Source organism: Proteobacteria bacterium CG1_02_64_396 (assembly GCA_001872725.1).
In the GTDB taxonomy this organism is placed as follows: domain Bacteria; phylum Pseudomonadota; class MNWR01; order CG1-02-64-396; family CG1-02-64-396; genus CG1-02-64-396.
In genome coordinates this window covers 1-16740 of the sequence record MNWR01000040.1, presented here as the reverse complement: position 1 = coordinate 16740, position 16740 = coordinate 1, and the positions used below count along the sequence as shown (strand labels likewise).

Sequence of the window (16740 nt, the reverse complement as noted above, 5' to 3'; positions counted from 1 at the left end):
GATGCGGTGCGGTTTTGTAGGAGGCGTCCCCGACGCCGATCACCGGCGGGAACAGCCTATTCGAACGGTCAACAAAGCTCGCGCCGAGGGCGGCGCTCCTACGGACGATGCGGTGCGGTTTTGTAGGAGGCGTCCCCGACGCCGATCACCGGCGGGAACAGCCTATTCGAACGGTCAACGAAGCATCGCGCCGAGGGCGGCGCTCCTACAGACGATGCGGTGCGGTGTTGTGGAGGCGTCCCCGACGCCGATCACCGGCGGCTTCTATCAAAACCTTGTTGTCTGCGGGCGGGCGAGTCGACGTCATTCCACCCCTCGAATGGGTCTCCCTCCCCCCTGACAAATACCGGGCATATGAAGGACGAATGGGGCCAGCGGCAAGAGCGTTGCCGTTGGAGACTGGTTGCACCCCCAACCGGCCTCCCACCAGGAGGGGAAGGAGCAATCAGTTGGGGGAATGCCCCTCAGAAATACCCCGCCCACCCCAACATCCAGGTCGCCACCTGCCGTCCATCCCGCTCCACCACCTCCCCCTCGCCTCGCAACGCCCAATCGGGATCGACACTCCAACTGGCGGCCAGACTGGCCCGTCGTTCCCACACCGCTCGACCAGGGCCGTAGGCGATCGTCCCGACCTCGCCGCGCATCCCCCAGCCCCCCTCGTGCCAGACCGCGCCAACCACGCCGCCGCCCCCCAAGCGGTACCCCTTGCCCCAATGCTGCGAGGCGGCCAGTTCGGCCTGGGCCATCACGTAGCCCAGGGTTTGCCCCCCCAGCCGCCAAGTACCGCCCAGACCAGGGGCAAGGCGCGCCATGACAGGAGCCAAAGGGTCCAAGGGATCGCTGGCGCTCCAGCCCAGCCGAACCCGCCACGAGATGGGCGAGAAAAAGGGACTGCGCGGCGCCGGGGAGTCGATGCGGAACAGATCGAGCTGCTGCAAGCGGGCCCGCTTCAAGGCGGGGTAATAACGGACACTGATCGGCAAAAACTGAATCTCACTCCCATCGCCGTAACCGGGGGCGGGGTCGAGTAGCTCGTGGTAGGCGGGACGGTAGCGCCACTCGACGAAGCCGTCGCCCCCCTGCCCTCCCACCATTGCGACCATACGCGAAGGGGGATGGCCCAGGTCGGGACGGGGGGGGAATGGCATTTCGGGGTCGCCGCTGGGACTGCCCAGAGCACTGCGAGCCCGCAACAGGGCGAGAAAGCGGGGCAGGTACGCAGCCTGGGTCAATCGGTGTTTGCCGTAGTCCAGGCGCAGGAGCTCGCTGGCGGCGTCCAAGACGGTCGTCTGCGCCGCGACCTCCATCCCCCCCTCATCCAACTGCTCGACCGTGGCCTCCCCATGGGCCAGATCGGCCGCCCACTCGACCTGCTCGGGGCTCATCTGCCCCGCCTGAAACCACAGGCGGCTGGACTGGGAAGGGCGATAGCGCACCTCTTGAATCAACCCCGCCGCCCGGATGTCGGCCACCGTGTCGCCGGGGGTGACCCAGAGGTTGTACCGGTCGGTCAGGTGCAGGTCGGGACGGGCCGCCTCGACGAGAAACAGCAGGTTGTAGGAGCAGTTTTCGTCGAGGAAATAATAGTCGGAGGTCGTGCGGTGGATCTCGAAGGCGTGCAGCACCATGCGCCGGACCTGCTCGGGGCTCAACGTCAGGCGGTATTCCCAGATGTCGCGTTGGTCGAGGTTGCTGTACTCCTTGACCTTCTCGAAGTAGGGCTGCACCGAGTAGCGGCCGGGGTAGCCGCCAAAGATCCCCTTGTAGATGTAGGCCAAGCTGTTGGCGTCGGGGTCGAACTGGGCGGCATAGCTGATGGCATACGAGAGCAGCGGGCTCTCAAAACCGCCGTCGATGCGCAGCAGGGTATGGCCAAACATGGTGCCGGGGCTGTTCATGTCGCCCACCGGATACACCAGGGTGGCGGCGCGCGGCTCCATGTTGGCCAGCCCCTTGTCCAGCGTCGGGCAGGAGACCTGCGGCAGCGCCTCGGGGGGAAGCCCCAGCTTATCGCGCAGCCACAGGCTCCGGGCCGGGAAGCGGCAGACGGTCGCCTCGTCGGGCTCCCCCCCCGTCGCCATCCCGGCCAAGGTCGCCTCAAGCTCCGCCTCGGGATCGTGGAAGCCTTGGGGCGCAAGGAAAAAGAGGGGATCGTCGATCAGGCTTTGGGGCTCGTCGCCCCGAAAGTGGAGCAGCACCCGCCACATCCGCTCCTGGGCCCAGTGGCCGGCGCGGGCCTGGGCGATCCAGGCGTCGGCCGGTGCGGCGTCGGCCCATGCGGGCCACGCCGCCAACAACCCAAACAGGCAAAAAAAAGGGGATGCGGTTGCCCGCATCCCCTTGATCCAGCTGTGCATCACGGCGGTCAAACGCTCGATCAACCCTGGGTCACACGCACGATGGCGTCGATGACGTGGGCCGATTGGACCCCCTCGGAGGGGAAGATCTGGGCGAAGTTGGCTTGCAGGGTCAGGTTGAACAGCGACTGACTGCCCGCCTGAACCCCCATTAGCTCGGCCAGGGCGTCGAGGGTTTCGCCCTTGCCCATGGCGATGTCGCGGGCCAGAAGATCCATGTTGCCCTGCACGTACTCGTTCAGACGCTCGTTGGAGGCGACGGTGCTGGGTTTGTCGCAGCCCAGAGTGCCGGTCGAGATGCCGAAAGTCTGATTGGCCGAAATCCCGTTGGTGGTGGCGGCGAGCACCTGGAACACCAGAGAGTTGTTCATTTTGCTGCCGAAGACCTGGGTCCCCAGACCACAACCGACGTTGTCTTTTCCACCAGCCAAGGCGGCGGGGGCGGCGGCCAGCATCAGGGCGGGAACAGCAACGGCAGCAACAAGCAATTTCTTCATGACAGCCTCCAAGCTTGTGGGTCGGGGGGTGAAAATGTTCACCCATCCTCAGAATGCTGAGAGCATGACAACCCAGATCAAAAAGGTCACGTGAGATCAATCACCGCTGTCCACATCCCCCCTCCGGGGGCGGGCCCAGGTATTGCTCCAGCGCCTCAAGAAACCGCCCCCGCACCTCGGGGTTGGCAAAGGCTTCGATGTGGCCCGCGCCATCGTTGACCGTCCACAGCCCCTTGGGATCCTTCGCCAAATCGTACAGTCGCTTGGCATGCCCCTCGGGAATGACCGGATCCTCCCCGCTTTCGATCAGCAACAGCGGCACCGGGGCGACTTGGGCGATGAAGCGGTCGGGGCTGTAGGTGTCGTCGAACCCCCAACGGATGGGGATCTGAAAGGGCCACGTCAGGAAGAAACTGGCCGCCTTGTCCTGGGCGATGCGCCGGTAACCGCTGAAAACCCCCTCGACCGCAAGGAAGCGCACGGACCCTTTCAAAGGGGAGGTCGCCACGGTGTGGATCGCCACCGCCCCCCCCAGCGATTGGGCCAGCACCGCCAAGCGCTCGGGATCGACCGACGGCAGCTTGAGGCTTTGCTCCAGTACCGCCTCGCCGTCGCGGTGCATTCCCGCCAGGTCTGGCTCGCCGCCCGAGCGGCCATAGCCCCGGTAATCGAAGGCGATCACCTGATACCCCGCTTGCACCAGCCACAGCACCTGTCCGAGGTGGCCGCTGAGGTTGTCGGCATTGCCGTGAAAAAACAGGAGCGTCCCCTTGGGGGTGCATCCCTTGGGGGCGACGCGCAAACCATCGAGGATGACCCCGTCCGCGCTGGTGAAACTCAAGGGTTGGTGGTCAAAACGGTCCAACACCGAGGGGGGATGCCAGTCGTGGCTGGGATGGAAGAGCATAGAGGCACAGCCCGATAGCCCCAGGAGGAGGAGCCCCCCCAGAAACAACCGCCTCTTCCAACGCCCCGATTGATTTGTCCACCCCGTCATGGCTTACCCTCGCTCAGCCCCGCCAACCACCCCAACACCGCCCCCTTCACCCCAACCCCATCCAATGTTCCCAGATGCTCGGCCCCCGGCACCCGAATCAACCGGCTTGCGGACGCCACCTCATGCAGGGCCACACTGTGCCGCAGCGGCACCACCCGATCCCCCTCCCCCGCCAACATCAGGATCGGCACTGGAACCACAGCGCCGATGGCATCGACGGGATCAAAGCCCCCCGGCACCAGCCAGCTCAGGGGGTATTGCAACGGCCAGGTCAACCACCCATTGCCCCAGTGCTCGCGCCCCAACTCGGCATAACGGGCGAAGGCACCGTCGAGCAACAACCCCGCCACCGCCCCCTTCTCGGGGGCGTGGGCGACGGTCAAGGTCGCCACCGCGCTGCCCAACGATTGACCGAATACGATCAACGGGCCGCCGATTGGGCGGTGCAACTGGGCGGCGCGGCTCAGGGCGGTCGCGCCATCCACGTGAATCCCCGTCAGGGTGGGGATGCCGGTCGAGTCGCCGTAGCCCCGGTAATCGAAGACCAACACCCCGTACCCCGCCTCGACCAACCACAGAAACCCCTCCCAGTGGTAGCTGATGTTCCCAGCGTTGCCGTGCATGAAGAGGACGACCCCCTTGGGTTGGCTTGGCGGCTTGGGGGTGATCCACAAAGCTGCCAGGTGCTCGCCGTCGGGGGTGGTCAGGGTCTCGGGGACGACTTGAAAACGGCTCAAGCGGGGATCGTCGTGCCAGTCGGGCAGGGGCCAAAAGAGGGCGGGGGTGCAGCGGTTAAGCCAGAGGGCGGCAGAGAGGATGAGAAGGAGGGGGACAAGCCAGGTGCGGCGCAAGCTCATAGCGATGGGGGCCACTATTTCGCACGCGCCCGTTTTTCTCGCAGCACCTTGACCTGAAACAGGGCGCTGCGCTCCTCCTCCTCCAGGCTGGCCTCGATGAAGGCGATGGTCTCGTGGTAGCGGGGAATAATGTTGTATTTCAGGGCGTTGACCCGCTTCTGGGTTTTGCGTTGTTCCTCCAGCAGCCGCCACAGCGCCGTCTCGGCCTCCCCCAACCGGGCCAGCAGCACCGCCGTGTCGGTCAGGCGGGTGCGGGTTTCGTCCAGGCTCGGGTCGGTACCGAGCAGCCCCACCGGTTGCAGCGGCAGAGGGGTGGCAGTGACCGAGGGGTACTCGACCCCCAAGTGGCTGCGGGGCAGCACCGTCACCGCGATGCCGGGCCGCATCCCGGTGGCAATCTGGCGGAAGACCTGACTACCCATGCGGGCTTGGCCGATGCCCAACCAGCGGTAGGCCTCCTCCAACCCCCGCCGCACCTCGCCGCGCAGTTGCCGGTAGTGATTCAGGCGGTCGTAAACCAGCCGGGTGAGCAGCTCCTTCTTACGTTCGAGCATGGCGTGCCCCTGCTCCAAAAAATCGACCCGGCGGCGCAGGTCGAGCAGGGCGCTCTTGGTGGGGGGGATTTTCAGGCGGGCCATGGGAGGGTGCCGTCGATGTTCCCCCTCGCCCCCTTAGGGGGAAAGGGTCGGGGTGAGGGGGCGGTGATCGGAGGCCTGTCGTTCAAGCACGGGGCAGCGCTCAACGCAAAGGTATGAAGCCAAATCCATCCGCCCGTCGTCCTGCGGCCACCCCTCACCCTAACCCTCTCCCCATGCCTGGGGAGAGGGGACAGGTCGGGCGATTCTTGAAGGATCCGGCCAAATCTCATCTTCCTACCCCCCATACCGGTGGTACCGCTTCAAATCGGCCTCGCTGACCCGGCTCAACGCGTCGGCGGGCAGCAGCGAGATCAAGTCCCAGGCCAGATTCAGGGTTTCGAGCACGGTGCGGGATTCGTCCTCACCCTGGCCGACAAAGCGGGCCTCGAAGGTCTCGGCGAAGGTCATGTAGGCCCGATCCAGATCGGATAGCTCGTCGGCGCCGATGATCGAGGCCAGATTGCGCACCTCAAGGGCGCGTGCGTAGGCGGCGTAGAGCTGGCTGGCGACCCGGGGGTGGTCCTCGCGGGTGTCGTCCTTGCCGATGCCGTCCTTCATCAATCGACTTAAAGAGGGGGGGATGTGGACCGGGGGGTAGACCCCTTGGTTGTGCAGCTCACGCGAAAGCACAATCTGCCCCTCGGTGATGTAGCCGGTCAGATCGGGGATCGGGTGGGTAATGTCGTCCGAGGGCATGGTCAGAATCGGCACCATGGTGATCGAACCTTTGCGTCCCCGGATCCGCCCGGCCCGCTCGTAGATCTCGGCCAGATCGGAGTAGAGGTAACCGGGGTACCCCTTGCGGGCCGGCACATCCCCCTTGGCGGTGGCGACCTCGCGCAGCGCCGAGGCGTAGTGGGTCATGTCGGTGATGACGACCAAGACGTGGCGGTCGAGGTCGAAGGCGAGGTATTCGGCGGCGGTCAGCGCGGTGCGGGGCAAAATCAGCCGCTCGATGGGGGGGTCGTCGGCCAGGTTGATGAACATCGCCACGTTGCCCAGCACCCCGGAGGATTCGAAATCCTCTTGAAAGAAGCGGGCGTCGGAGTAGGAAACCCCCATGGCGGCGAAAACGACGGAAAAGTTGCTCTCCTCGCCGGGAAGCCGCGCCTGCCGGACAATCTGGGCCGCCAGCCGGTTGTGGGGCAGCCCCGAGCCCGAGAAGATCGGCAGCTTCTGCCCCCGCACCAGGGAGTTGAGACCGTCGATGGTCGAGATGCCGGTCTGGATGAACTCCTTGGGGTAGGCCCGGGCCGCCGGATTGACCGCTGCGCCGTTAACGTTGCGCTTGAGGCTCGAAATCAGGGGAGGGCGGTCGTCGCGGGGGCGGCCGATGCCGTCGAAGATCCGGCCAAGCAGGTCGGGGGACAACGACATCTCAAAGGGACGGCCCAAAAAGCGGACCCAGGTTTGCTCCAGGTCGAGGTCGTCGGTCCCCTCGAAGACCTGCACCAGCACCAGATCGTCGGAGGTCTGGATCACCTGCCCGTTGCGCCGCCCCCCGGCGTGGTCGTGCACCACCACCCGCTCCCCCAACGCAACGCCGGGCACCCCCTGTAAAAACAACAGGGCGCCCTGGGCTTGTGTGGCCATGCGGTATTCGGGGTGGGGCATAAGAACCTCGAAAAATGTCATCGCGTTCAAGCAATCGCGCCGGGGGCGGCGCTCCTACACGTTTTTTGCATGACCGGCGTCTTTCCCGCAAAAGCGGGAACCCGGGTTGCGTGAGCAACGCCGCCCCTTCCGCACCTGTCGACCCAAGCGGGGCCGGGTTGTCTCCCCCTTCGTGCGTTGGCGCGACCACCGATCTTGCCTTCGAACTGGATCCCCGCCTGCGCGGGGATGACAAGCAATCGCGCCGGGGGCGGCGCTCCTACACGTTTTTTTCATGACCGGCGTCATTCCGGGGCTCCAATGGGGAACCCGGAATGACGCTGCCCACTGGGTGGGTATTGGGGGCGCCCGAAAATCCCCCCCACCCCCCGTTTTGAAGGGGGGCGTTTTCTACCGCTTTTCCCCCCCACTGTATTCCAAGCGAATCCCATCCATCGCCCGACCCACCTCCTCGCGGAAGGCCGCGATTGCGGCGGTATCCCCCCCCTCGACCTCGCTCTTCAGACGGCGGGCGCGGGCCAGCAGGGGGAGCGCCATCAGGGTGCGGATGGGGACCCCCAGGGCGAGTAAATCTTTGCCCTGACGGTGGATGGCGATTGCCAGATCGAGCAGGGCGAACTGTTTGCGCGGGGGGCAATAACTGTCGACGGGGTCGAGCGCGCTTTGCTGGAGCACCCCCTCGCGGATCAGCGCCGCCGCCTCCAACGTCCAGCGCTGCAAATCGGACAGCGCCTCGGGGCCGACCAGGTTGACGATGCGCGACAGCTCCTCGGCCTGGGCCAACAGCGCCAACGCCTCGGCGCGGCGAGCGGCCCAGGTGGCGTCGATCTCGGCGGTCCACCAGCGGGCGGCGGTGTTCACATCGGTCGAAAAGCTGTCGTTCCAATCGACCGAAGGGTAGTGGCGGGCGTCGGCCAACGCTTTGGAGAGCGCCCAGAAGGTCTGGACGATCTCTTTGGTGTGGCTGGTGACCGGCTCTGAAAAGTCACCGCCGGGGGGGGATACCGCGCCAATCAGGGTGACCGAGCCGAGCCCACCACCCAGGGTATGCACCCGCCCCGCCCGCTCGTAAAAAGCCGACAGCCGCGACGACAGATAGGCGGGGTACCCCTCCTCCACCGGCATCTGCCCCAAACGGCCCGCCACTTCGCGCAGCGCCTCGGCCCAGCGACTGGTCGAGTCGGCCACCATCACCACATCGAACCCTTGGTCGCGGTAGTACTCGGCGATGGTGACGCCGACGTAGATCGAGGCCTCGCGGGCCACCACCGGCATATTCGAGGTATTGGCGACCAGCAGGGTGCGCTCCATCAGGGTGCGGCCGGTGAGGGGGTCTTGCAGGTTGGGGAAGGTTTCGAGCACATCGACCATCTCGTTGCCCCGCTCCCCGCAGCCGACATAGACGACGATATCGGCGCTGGACCAACGGGCAATCTGCTGCTGCACCACCGTTTTGCCCGCCCCGAACGGCCCCGGCACCGCCCCCTTGCCCCCTTTGAGCAGGGGAAAAAAGGTGTCGAGAATGCGCTGCCCGGTAATCAACGGCACGACCGCGTGGTCGCGCTCGACGTAGGGGCGGGGCAAGCGCACCGGCCAGCGCTGCATCGGGGTCAGCTCGCGCTCCAGACCGTTGGGCAGACGGATGCGGGCGATGGGGGTCTCGACGGTGACCTGTCCGGCGTCGGCCAGCCAGAGCAGTTCGCCGGAGCCATCGGGGGGGAGCATGACCCGGTGCTGGATCGACGCGGTCTCGGGGATGGTCCCCAGCACCGTCCCCGGCGTCAGGGTATCGCCGACCTTGTGGGCGGCGGGGGTGAAATCCCAGCGTTTGTCGCGATCAAGCGCCGGAATGTGCACCCCCCGCCCGATCTGGTCCCCAAAGGTTTCGTACAACACCTTAAGAGGGCGCTGCACCCCGTCGAAGATGGAGCCGAGCAGCCCCGGCCCCAGCTCCACCGAAAGGGGATGGCCGAGTCGCTCCACCTTTTCGCCGGGACGCACCCCCTCGGTCGGCTCGTAGACCTGCACCACCGCCTGACGCCCCTCCAGGGTGATGACCTCGCCGATCAGCGCCATCTCGCCCAGCCGCACCTGCTCCCCCATGCGTAGACCGGGCAGATCGACGATGGCGATGGGGCCGTTGACCGAAACGATCTTACCCATGGCTCGCCTCGGGGGGGTGTTGGTTTTGGAGGGGGGAAAAATATTCGCCCGGAGACCGGGCGATGCGGGCGGTCGCGACCGCCATCGCGTCACACATTGCCATAAACCCCCACCCCCATCTCCTCGGCGTTGGCGAACAGGTGTTCCATCGCCGCCCGGTGCATCGCCTCGCTCATACGCTCCATCCGCCCTTCGAAGGTCTCGTCGACCCGAATCCGCCCCCCCTTGGCGATCAGCAGCGCCCCCCCCAGGGTGATGACCGGCTCGGGATTCAAGGTCACCTTGCGGCCCGGCGCGGTCCCCTCGATCCAGGTGGCCCACTGCGGGGTCAGGCGGTCGAGGTCGCGTTGGTTGAGCGCCACCGTCACCTCCCCTTCGAGTTCGGCAAGTCCCGCAGCCACCGTGGTCCCCAGCCAAGCAAGGTAGGCTTGTTCATCTTCGGTAAGTGTTTGAAACCGTTGCCGCACCCCGCCCAGCACCTTCTGGATCAACCCCCAGCGCGCCTTGTCGAGCGACCCTTGCAACCGGATTTCAGCCGCCTGCATGCGGCGGCGGAAGAGCCGCTCCGAGCGGGCCTGGGCGGAGAGCATCTCCCGCTCTTCGCGCAGCCGCAGCCGGTCGGCCCCCTCGGCGAGCGCCCGGTCGCGGGCCGCCTTGGATTCACGCCGGATCTCTTCGGCGGTCGATTCGGCGCGGGCCAGCAGCGCCTCCTCAAGGGCGTGAACCTGTCGTTCGTCGGGATTCATTTCGGTCCCTCCAGCGCCGAGGCCCCCAGCACCCGGCGCACCAGATCCTCCACCGCAGGGTGGTAGTCGCGCGGGGCACTCAGGGGGGGGATTTCGACCACGACGATGCGCGATTCGCGCATCCGCACCCGGTCGAGCCAAAGCCCTCCGGCCCGGGCCAGGTGGTCCTCCAACAACACCATCGCCGCCTCCCCCCCCTTGCACAGCCCTTCGAGCAACCGCTCCACCGCCGCGCTATCGGCGCCAGGGATGGTCTCGAAGCCGAGCAGCGCCAGCCCCTCGGTCAGGTGGTGGGAGCCCAGGGCGATCAGTCTCATCCGATTTTTCCCAGCAAAAGGATGGTCACAACCAGGCCATAAATGGCGATCCCCTCGGCCAGACCCAGGTAGATCAGGGAGCGGCCAAACATCTCGGGCTTTTCGCTGATGACCGCCAAGGAGGCGGCCCCCACCGGCCCCACGGCGATCCCCGCTCCAATGGCGGCCAGCGCCGTGGGGATGCCGATGCCGATCAACGCCAGCCCCATCCCCACCGAGATTTCTCGGGCCGCCCCGGCCACCGCAGGTTCAGCCGCCATCACGTCGTGCACCCCGAAGAGGAGCAGCCCCACCTCGGCGGCGACGAAGGTGAGCAGATTGACCGCCACCGTGCCGCGAAACCACCGGGGCACCTTGACCCGGTCGGTGACCGGTTTGAATTCGAGCCAAACCCCCAGGGCCATCATCCCCAGCAGGCTGAGCGACATCAGGGCAACGAGCCAGTACATGGCGAGCTCCTTTTGAATATGGTCGGACCGGTTGAGGTGGCCGACACGGTAAACAATCTGCTGAGTTCTAGGTTGAACCGGCGGGGGTTCGGGGCTCGTCCCTCGACAAGCTCGGGATGAGCGGATTTTGTTTTGTGGACTGACTGCCTACTCAATAACTTCTTGTTCCGAGCTCATCCTGGGTTTGTCGCAGGGCGAGGGACGAGCCAATCAACCCCGGCCCCCCCTGCCGGGGGGTTCAACAGTCCACCCTTCGTTTTTTGACAAGTTCAGGATGAGCTCAGGGTGGGTGGGTTGAGATTGATGGGTCGTTTCCAAAACCCAAATCCGCTCATCCCGAGCTTGTCGAGGGACGAGCCAATCAACCCCGGTCCCCACCTTTCGGCCTCCCACTTCGCCCCCTCGCCAATTCCGAAACAGCCTCCCAATCCCCCCGGATCAGCGCCTCTTTCTTCGCTCGGCTCCACCCCTTCAAGCGCCGTTCGTTTTCGAAAGCCTGTTCCCTTGAGTCGAAATACTCAGAAAATGCCAATTCGACCGGGCGACGAAATCGGGTGTAACCGGGGATTTCCCCCGATTGATGCTGGGCAAGCCGATATTCCAGGTTATCGGTGTGGCCGATGTAATAGCTGCCGTCGACACATTTGAGGATGTAAACCCAGAACGACATGGTGCCTCCTTGCGACAAGACGGAGGTTGTTCGGCTCATCCTTCGCCCTTCGTTTTGATAGGTTGTTCAATAACTTAAGTGCGCTCATCCAGAGCCTGTCGCAGGACGAAGGATGGGCCGATCAGCCCCCACCCCACCCTAATGGCGCCATCCACCCAAATTACCGCCCCAACACCAACGGCTTGAACTCCTTCCCATCCCCTTGAAAGAACCTTGAAAACCCCTCGTAGTACTCCAGGCGCAGCACCTGGATGGCCACAATCCCCCCCTCCAGCACCAGGATGAAGAGGTTACCCAACACCACTGTGACCCAGTGTCCGGTCGACCCCATCATCTCGGCCAAGGTGAACACCGCCACCGCCAGGGCGACGTGGTTCAGGCTGAAGGCGGCCACACGCAAAAACGACAACGTGTTGGCAATAAAACCCATGACCGTCTCGAACCCTTCGATCCCAACCACCAGCAGTTTCTCGCCCCCCCGGCTGCTGCTGCGATTCCAGCCGTAGGTCAAAATCACCAGCAGAGGAATCGCCATCGCCAGGGCCTCGCCCATGCCAAACCGCCCCAGAGTGGCGGCGCGGGCCGATTCCAGCCCCCCCAGGTAGAGGGCCAGCCCCGCCAGCCCCTTGCCGTCGAAGAGCGCCTCCCCCCAGCGGCGCTCCACCAAGCGGTTGCGGATCGTCAACATCGTCGCTACCACAATGAAGCCGATCCCCCAATACAGCGCCACCATCAGCATCAACATCGGGTCGCTTAAGGGTGAAATCCACAGTGGTTCGACGATCTCTTCAAAGCCAAAGATCGAGCCGTACATCCAGCCGAACAGGGTCGAGGCAACCCCCGCCGCCATCACGAAGGGGGTGAAACTCTTGAGTTTGCCCCGCAGCAGCCACCCCCCCAGGGCGATGGTCAGACCGTGGCCGATGTCGCCGAACATCATGCCGAACATGGCGATGAAGGTGACGGCAAAGAGCAGGGTCGGATCGACCTCGCCGTAACGGGGGATGCCGTAGTTTTTCACCAAGGTGGCGAAGGGGCGCAGGATGAAGCGGTGACGCAGCGCCGAGGGGACCTCCCAGCGCTCCTCGGGCTGGGGATCGCGCGATTCGAGCACGTAGGGGTTTTTCAGGTAGCGGTGCAAGGCTTGGTCGGCCTCGCGGACCCGATCCTTGGGCATCCAGCCGTGGATCAGCGCCAGCCCCCCCATGCCCCGCAACGTCGGCGATAAAAACGCCAGCGGGGCGGCCCAGGTCAGGGCGCGCCAGGCTTGAAGCAGTTCGTCCCGATGGACTTGGGCAAACGCCTTGATCTGCCCCTCCACCGCCTTGAGTTCGTCGGTGATGGTGGCCAAGCGGGCGTCCAGCTCTTTGTGCACCGTTTCGGGCCGGTCCCGGAATTCTTTGGGGATTGGGGTGGCGACGAACCCGGCGGCGGCCAGCAGCCCCCGCACCTCGTCCCGCTCCTCTGCAGAGGGGCCAACCACCACCACATGGGCTAGATCCGCCACCTCGCGGAACGACTGCACCAAATACTGGGATAGCCCCAGCGATTCGCGCAGACGGCGCAGGTTGGCCAGCGGCACTGTGCCCAGGTGCAAATCGAGAAAACGGCGCCGCTCCTGCAAACGCGACAGATCAATGTCGAGCTGCCCGAACCGCTCCAGGCTGGCCAGCAGTTGCAGCTTGGCGTGACGTTCATCCTCAAGGCGGTGGGTTTGCTCCTCTAGCGCCGAGACCTCGTGCCACCACCTCCCCAGCTTCATGTTGAGCGCCACCAATTCCTCGATGGGGACCTCCCTGGGCGGACCATCGGGGGGGAGATCTTCGCGGGCATCGCCCAACAAACCCCAGAGTTTGTCAAAGCGCCCTTGGGCTTCGCGGTAGACCTCGCGGTAACGGGCCCCCGGCTGCTCAGGGAGCCGCTCCTCCCAGCGCCCGGTCGGCTCGGGATGAAAAATCCCCAGTTCAGCCAGCGCCAGGGCGGCGCGAGAAGCATCCTCGCGCATCACCTGCAGATGGATCCGTTGCATCGGCAGCGGCTGGAACAGCGCCTCAAGCATAGGATCCCTCCTCCAACCCGGCGGCGTAGCGGATGGTCTCTCCCGTCAGCCCCAACTCCCGCCCCTTCAAGGCGGTGGGTAAACGGCGGCGCTCCAACTCGCGCAGCACCAGGTAGGCCATCACCCGCGCCAGCGAAAACCTGCGTAGATGCAGGGTTTGGAAGGCAAACCGGCGTAGTTCGCGTTCAAGCAGCAACGCCACATCGGTGATGTTGCCCGCCCCGCCCAGCAGGGTGACAAAGGGGGGGGGAAGCTGCTTGAGCACCTGGGGCAGCGTTTCGCTCTGGGTCAGGGTCAGCAAATGGGCCGAGGTCAGGCGATAGGTGGCCGGAACCAGCAAAAAGTAGGTCTTGGCGGGGGGGAAACGGTAGGTCAGGCGGTAGCGCAGCAGCCACACCAGGTTGATGCGATCGATCTCCCGCCCCAGCAGGGGGCGAACCTCTTGTCGGGCGGCGGCGGGCAGGGCGGTGACCTTGGCCCAGAGTCCGGCGTAATAACGGCGGTCGATGGCGGCGTCGATCTCGAAGAGGTCTTGGTGTTCGTCCAGGGTGCGGCGGGCCTGGCGGGCGATGTCGGCAAACGAGGTTTTTTCAAGCAGGCGCAGCAGCTCGGCGGGGTCCTCGGTGCGCAGCAATTCATCGACCGGAAGGGTGGCGAAGGGGCCCAGATCGACCATCTGCCCAGCGATGGCGCCCCGGTTCAGGCCGCTGAGTCGCCCGCGCAGGATCGTCTTGAGGTTGCCGATCTCGAATTGCCGCACCCAGAACAGGGCCAGTTCGCGGTCGGGACCGTGCAGCGCCCGAATCAAGGTACGTGCCTCCCCCAGGATCGCCGCCAACCAGCGGGCGCTGAGGCCCTCGGGCAATCCGGTTTGGTCCCCCTCCCCCGCCGCGATTCCGGCCTGTTGCAGCAGGGGCGCAATGTTGTTGGGGTGGGTTTCGATGGCCTGTTCCAGCAGGGCGGGGGAGGTCAAATGGCGGCTCATCCCGGCGACCCGGGCGTCGAGGTAGGCGTAGGCAGCGACCCCACTCATGGTTTTACCGCTCCCTGTCGATCAACAGGGCAAAGGCGGCCTCGACCGCCTCGTCGTGCCGGGCGGCAGCCAGCGCCCCCAACTGCCCTTCGCGCTCGTGGTAGCGCCGCTCCAACGCCGCAACCGCCTGCTCGGCCCTCGATTGCGCTTTGGTTTCGAAGCTCGATTGAATCTCGGGGATGCGCTCTTCAAAGCGGCGCTCGGCCTGCCGGACATCCTCGATGGCCTGACGCAGCATCGCCTCTTTCTGGGCGTTGGCGCCGTCGATCAGCGCCTCGGCTTTAACCTCGGCATCGAGCAAACGTTTGAGGGAGTCTTCCATCGGTGGGCCTCCGGCAGGGGTCGTGGGAACGACGCGATCAGGGTAGCGGAGGGGGGGAGGGTTGGGAACGGGGTGCCAGCATCACGGTGCCTCATAAAAAGTATGGGGCGGTCGCCACAAAGAAACGCCGCCGATCTTGCTTTCGGAGATCCATCGGCTTGAGTTGGTGCAGGCCGGGCGCCCCACCTGGGGTCCCAGTTCAGCCAGGGGCAGCGACTAGGGAAGTGCTGATTAACTCAACCCGAACCCCTCCCGTGAGCGTCCCCCCCTTGTCAAAGGGGGGACAGGGGGGATTTGCAGGCGCTTCAATGGCGGAGTTTTGCCTTTAATCAGCGTTTCCTTAACCTAACCCCCTAATCGGCAAGCACCCGCGTTGGAGGCACACCCATGACTTTACCCACCTCCCCACCCCCCGACGCCCCACCCGAAGAGGCCGACGTTCCTGCCGCCGCCCGTTTTTGGGCCAACCTAGACCGGATCAACCGGGCCATCCAAGGCACCCAAGACCTCGACGCAATGATGGCGCGGGTGCTCGACGAGGTGCTGGCGGTCTTCGCTTGCGACCGGGCCTACCTGCTCTACCCCTGCGATCCCAAGGCCGAAACCTGGTCGGTCCCCATGGAGCGGACCCGGCCGCAGTACCCCGGCGCGGGCGCGGGAAACCAAACCATTGCCATGGATCCCGACATCGCAGCCAAGCTTGATCTGCTTCTGAAAAGCGACGGGGTGCTTACATTCGGCCCCGGCAGCGACCGCCCACTGCCCGCCGAGATCGCCGCCCGCTTCGGTTTCAAATCCCTTATGTCGGTCGCCCTCTACCCCCGGAGCGGCCAACCCTGGGAATTCGGAATTCAACAGTGCTCTTTTGACCGCATCTGGAGCGCCGAGGAGGAGCGGCAGCTGCTGGAGGTCGGTCGCCGCATCACCGATGCCCTGACCCATCTGCTGATTTTTCGCGACTTGCAAGATGCCCTGACGGTGGTCGAAAACAGCCCGACGGTGCTGTTTCGCTGGAAAAACGAGGAGAACTGGCCGGTCGCCTACGTTTCGTCCAACGTGCAGCGGCAGTTCGGCTACAACCCCGAGGATCTACGCTCGGGCAAGATCGTCTACGGCGACCTCATTCACCCCGATGACCGCACGCGGATCGAGCACGAGGTGGCGGACCATCTGGCGGCGGGCGACAGCCGCTACACCCAGGAATACCGCATCCTCGCCGCCGACGGCTCGGTGCATTGGCTGGTGGACCACACCACGATCTCCCGCGACGAGGGGGGCAACATCCTCCACATCGAGGGGGCGGTGACCGACCAAACCAAACGCAAGCTGGCCGAACAGGCGTTGGAAGAGACCCGGTTGCTCTTCCAGGGGATCGTCGAGCAATCCCCCATCCCCATGGCGATCGCCAAACCGACCGGAGAGCTGACCTTCAACCGGGCCTGCGCAGAACAACTGCGCACCTACGACGAGCCGACCTTCGTGCAAGGGGTGAAGCTTCAAGAGATGAAACAGCCCTGGCGCGATTTCGACCCCCAGGGCAACCCGGTCGACCTCAATGATCTGCCGCTGGCCCGGGCGCTGCGGGGCGAAACCACCCAAAACGTCGAACTCAAGGTGGTGCGTAAGGACGGCAGCGAGCGCTGGCAGATCGTTAATGGCGCCCCCATCCACGACGACCGGGGCAGGCTGATCGCCGGGTTTGTCGCCTTCCCCGACATCACCGAGCGCTGGGGTGGACCCCACTCCTTGGACAGTTTGGGGGCGAAAATTTGTAAACGGTTAGTGGCGGTGGGTGGTTCCGCCGTGGGTTTGATGGACCTGTTCTGGGGTCTTGCCGCCGAGGGCACTGTGGGGGCGCTCGGTGTTGTAAAACCGGAAGTAGCGGTCGAGCCCCTGGTGCAGCGCCACCCCATCGGCATGGTCGTACAGGTAGATCTCTTCGTACTTCACCGTGCGCCACAAACGTTCGATGAAGACGTTGTCCAGCGCCCGGCCCCGTCCGTCCATGCTGATGAGAA

Annotated in this window: 13 protein-coding genes and 2 pseudogenes; 1 reads left to right on the top strand and 14 read right to left on the bottom strand. The window is 65.2% G+C overall.

Going from position 1 to position 16740, the window contains the following annotated elements; all coding sequences use genetic code 11:
• Window positions 1-464: 464 nt before the first annotated feature.
• The 14 genes and pseudogenes from AUJ55_05055 to AUJ55_04990 all read right to left on the bottom strand — a co-directional run bounded on the left by AUJ55_05055 (window position 465) and on the right by AUJ55_04990 (window position 14722).
• Window positions 465-2384 carry a hypothetical protein gene (locus tag AUJ55_05055; protein OIO58491.1) on the bottom strand — a complete coding sequence of 640 codons (1920 nt, stop codon included), beginning with the start codon at window positions 2382-2384 and terminating at the stop codon, window positions 465-467.
• Window positions 2381-2857: a hypothetical protein gene (locus AUJ55_05050; GenBank protein ID OIO58490.1), complete on the bottom strand. Its 477-nt coding sequence runs from the start codon at window positions 2855-2857 to the stop codon at window positions 2381-2383. The genes AUJ55_05055 and AUJ55_05050 overlap by 4 nt, the downstream gene beginning before the upstream one ends.
• A 100-nt stretch (window positions 2858-2957) precedes the next feature.
• The gene (locus AUJ55_05045; GenBank protein ID OIO58489.1) at window positions 2958-3854 is read right to left on the bottom strand and encodes a hypothetical protein; all 897 of its coding nucleotides are present in this window, start codon (window positions 3852-3854) and stop codon (window positions 2958-2960) included.
• Entirely contained in the window at window positions 3851-4711 is an 861-nt protein-coding gene (locus AUJ55_05040) for a hypothetical protein (protein OIO58488.1), read from the bottom strand. Before AUJ55_05040 ends, AUJ55_05045 begins: the two co-directional genes overlap by 4 nt.
• A 14-nt stretch (window positions 4712-4725) precedes the next feature.
• Window positions 4726-5349, bottom strand: a complete 624-nt coding sequence (locus AUJ55_05035; GenBank protein OIO58487.1) for a V-type ATP synthase subunit D — start codon at window positions 5347-5349, stop codon at window positions 4726-4728.
• A 234-nt stretch (window positions 5350-5583) separates the two neighbouring features.
• Window positions 5584-6963: a V-type ATP synthase subunit B gene (locus AUJ55_05030; GenBank protein OIO58486.1), complete on the bottom strand. Its 1380-nt coding sequence runs from the start codon at window positions 6961-6963 to the stop codon at window positions 5584-5586.
• A gap of 390 nt (window positions 6964-7353) precedes the next feature.
• Complete coding sequence (locus AUJ55_05025) at window positions 7354-9126, bottom strand: V-type ATP synthase subunit A (GenBank protein ID OIO58485.1); 1773 nt, start codon at window positions 9124-9126, stop codon at window positions 7354-7356.
• Window positions 9127-9215: 89 nt separating this feature from the next.
• Window positions 9216-9872, bottom strand: a complete 657-nt coding sequence (locus AUJ55_05020) for a hypothetical protein (GenBank protein ID OIO58484.1) — start codon at window positions 9870-9872, stop codon at window positions 9216-9218.
• Window positions 9869-10201 (bottom strand): annotated as a pseudogene (locus AUJ55_05015) (hypothetical protein). The gene AUJ55_05020 and the pseudogene AUJ55_05015 overlap by 4 nt, the downstream one beginning before the upstream one ends.
• Window positions 10186-10638, bottom strand: coding sequence for an ATPase (locus tag AUJ55_05010; protein ID OIO58483.1), 453 nt, complete (start codon window positions 10636-10638; stop codon window positions 10186-10188). The pseudogene AUJ55_05015 and the gene AUJ55_05010 overlap by 16 nt, the downstream one beginning before the upstream one ends.
• A gap of 361 nt (window positions 10639-10999) precedes the next feature.
• On the bottom strand, window positions 11000-11308 hold the full coding sequence (locus AUJ55_05005; protein OIO58482.1) for a hypothetical protein: 309 nt from the start codon (window positions 11306-11308) through the stop codon (window positions 11000-11002).
• 160 nt (window positions 11309-11468) lie between these two features.
• The gene (locus AUJ55_05000) at window positions 11469-13337 is read right to left on the bottom strand and encodes a hypothetical protein (GenBank protein OIO58501.1); all 1869 of its coding nucleotides are present in this window, start codon (window positions 13335-13337) and stop codon (window positions 11469-11471) included.
• 22 nt (window positions 13338-13359) lie between these two features.
• The gene (locus tag AUJ55_04995; GenBank protein OIO58481.1) at window positions 13360-14400 is read right to left on the bottom strand and encodes a hypothetical protein; all 1041 of its coding nucleotides are present in this window, start codon (window positions 14398-14400) and stop codon (window positions 13360-13362) included.
• A 4-nt stretch (window positions 14401-14404) separates the two neighbouring features.
• Entirely contained in the window at window positions 14405-14722 is a 318-nt protein-coding gene (locus tag AUJ55_04990) for an ATPase (GenBank protein OIO58480.1), read from the bottom strand.
• A gap of 387 nt (window positions 14723-15109) precedes the next feature.
• Between AUJ55_04990 and AUJ55_04985 the strand changes: the two are divergent.
• Window positions 15110-16740 (top strand): annotated as a pseudogene (locus AUJ55_04985) (hypothetical protein).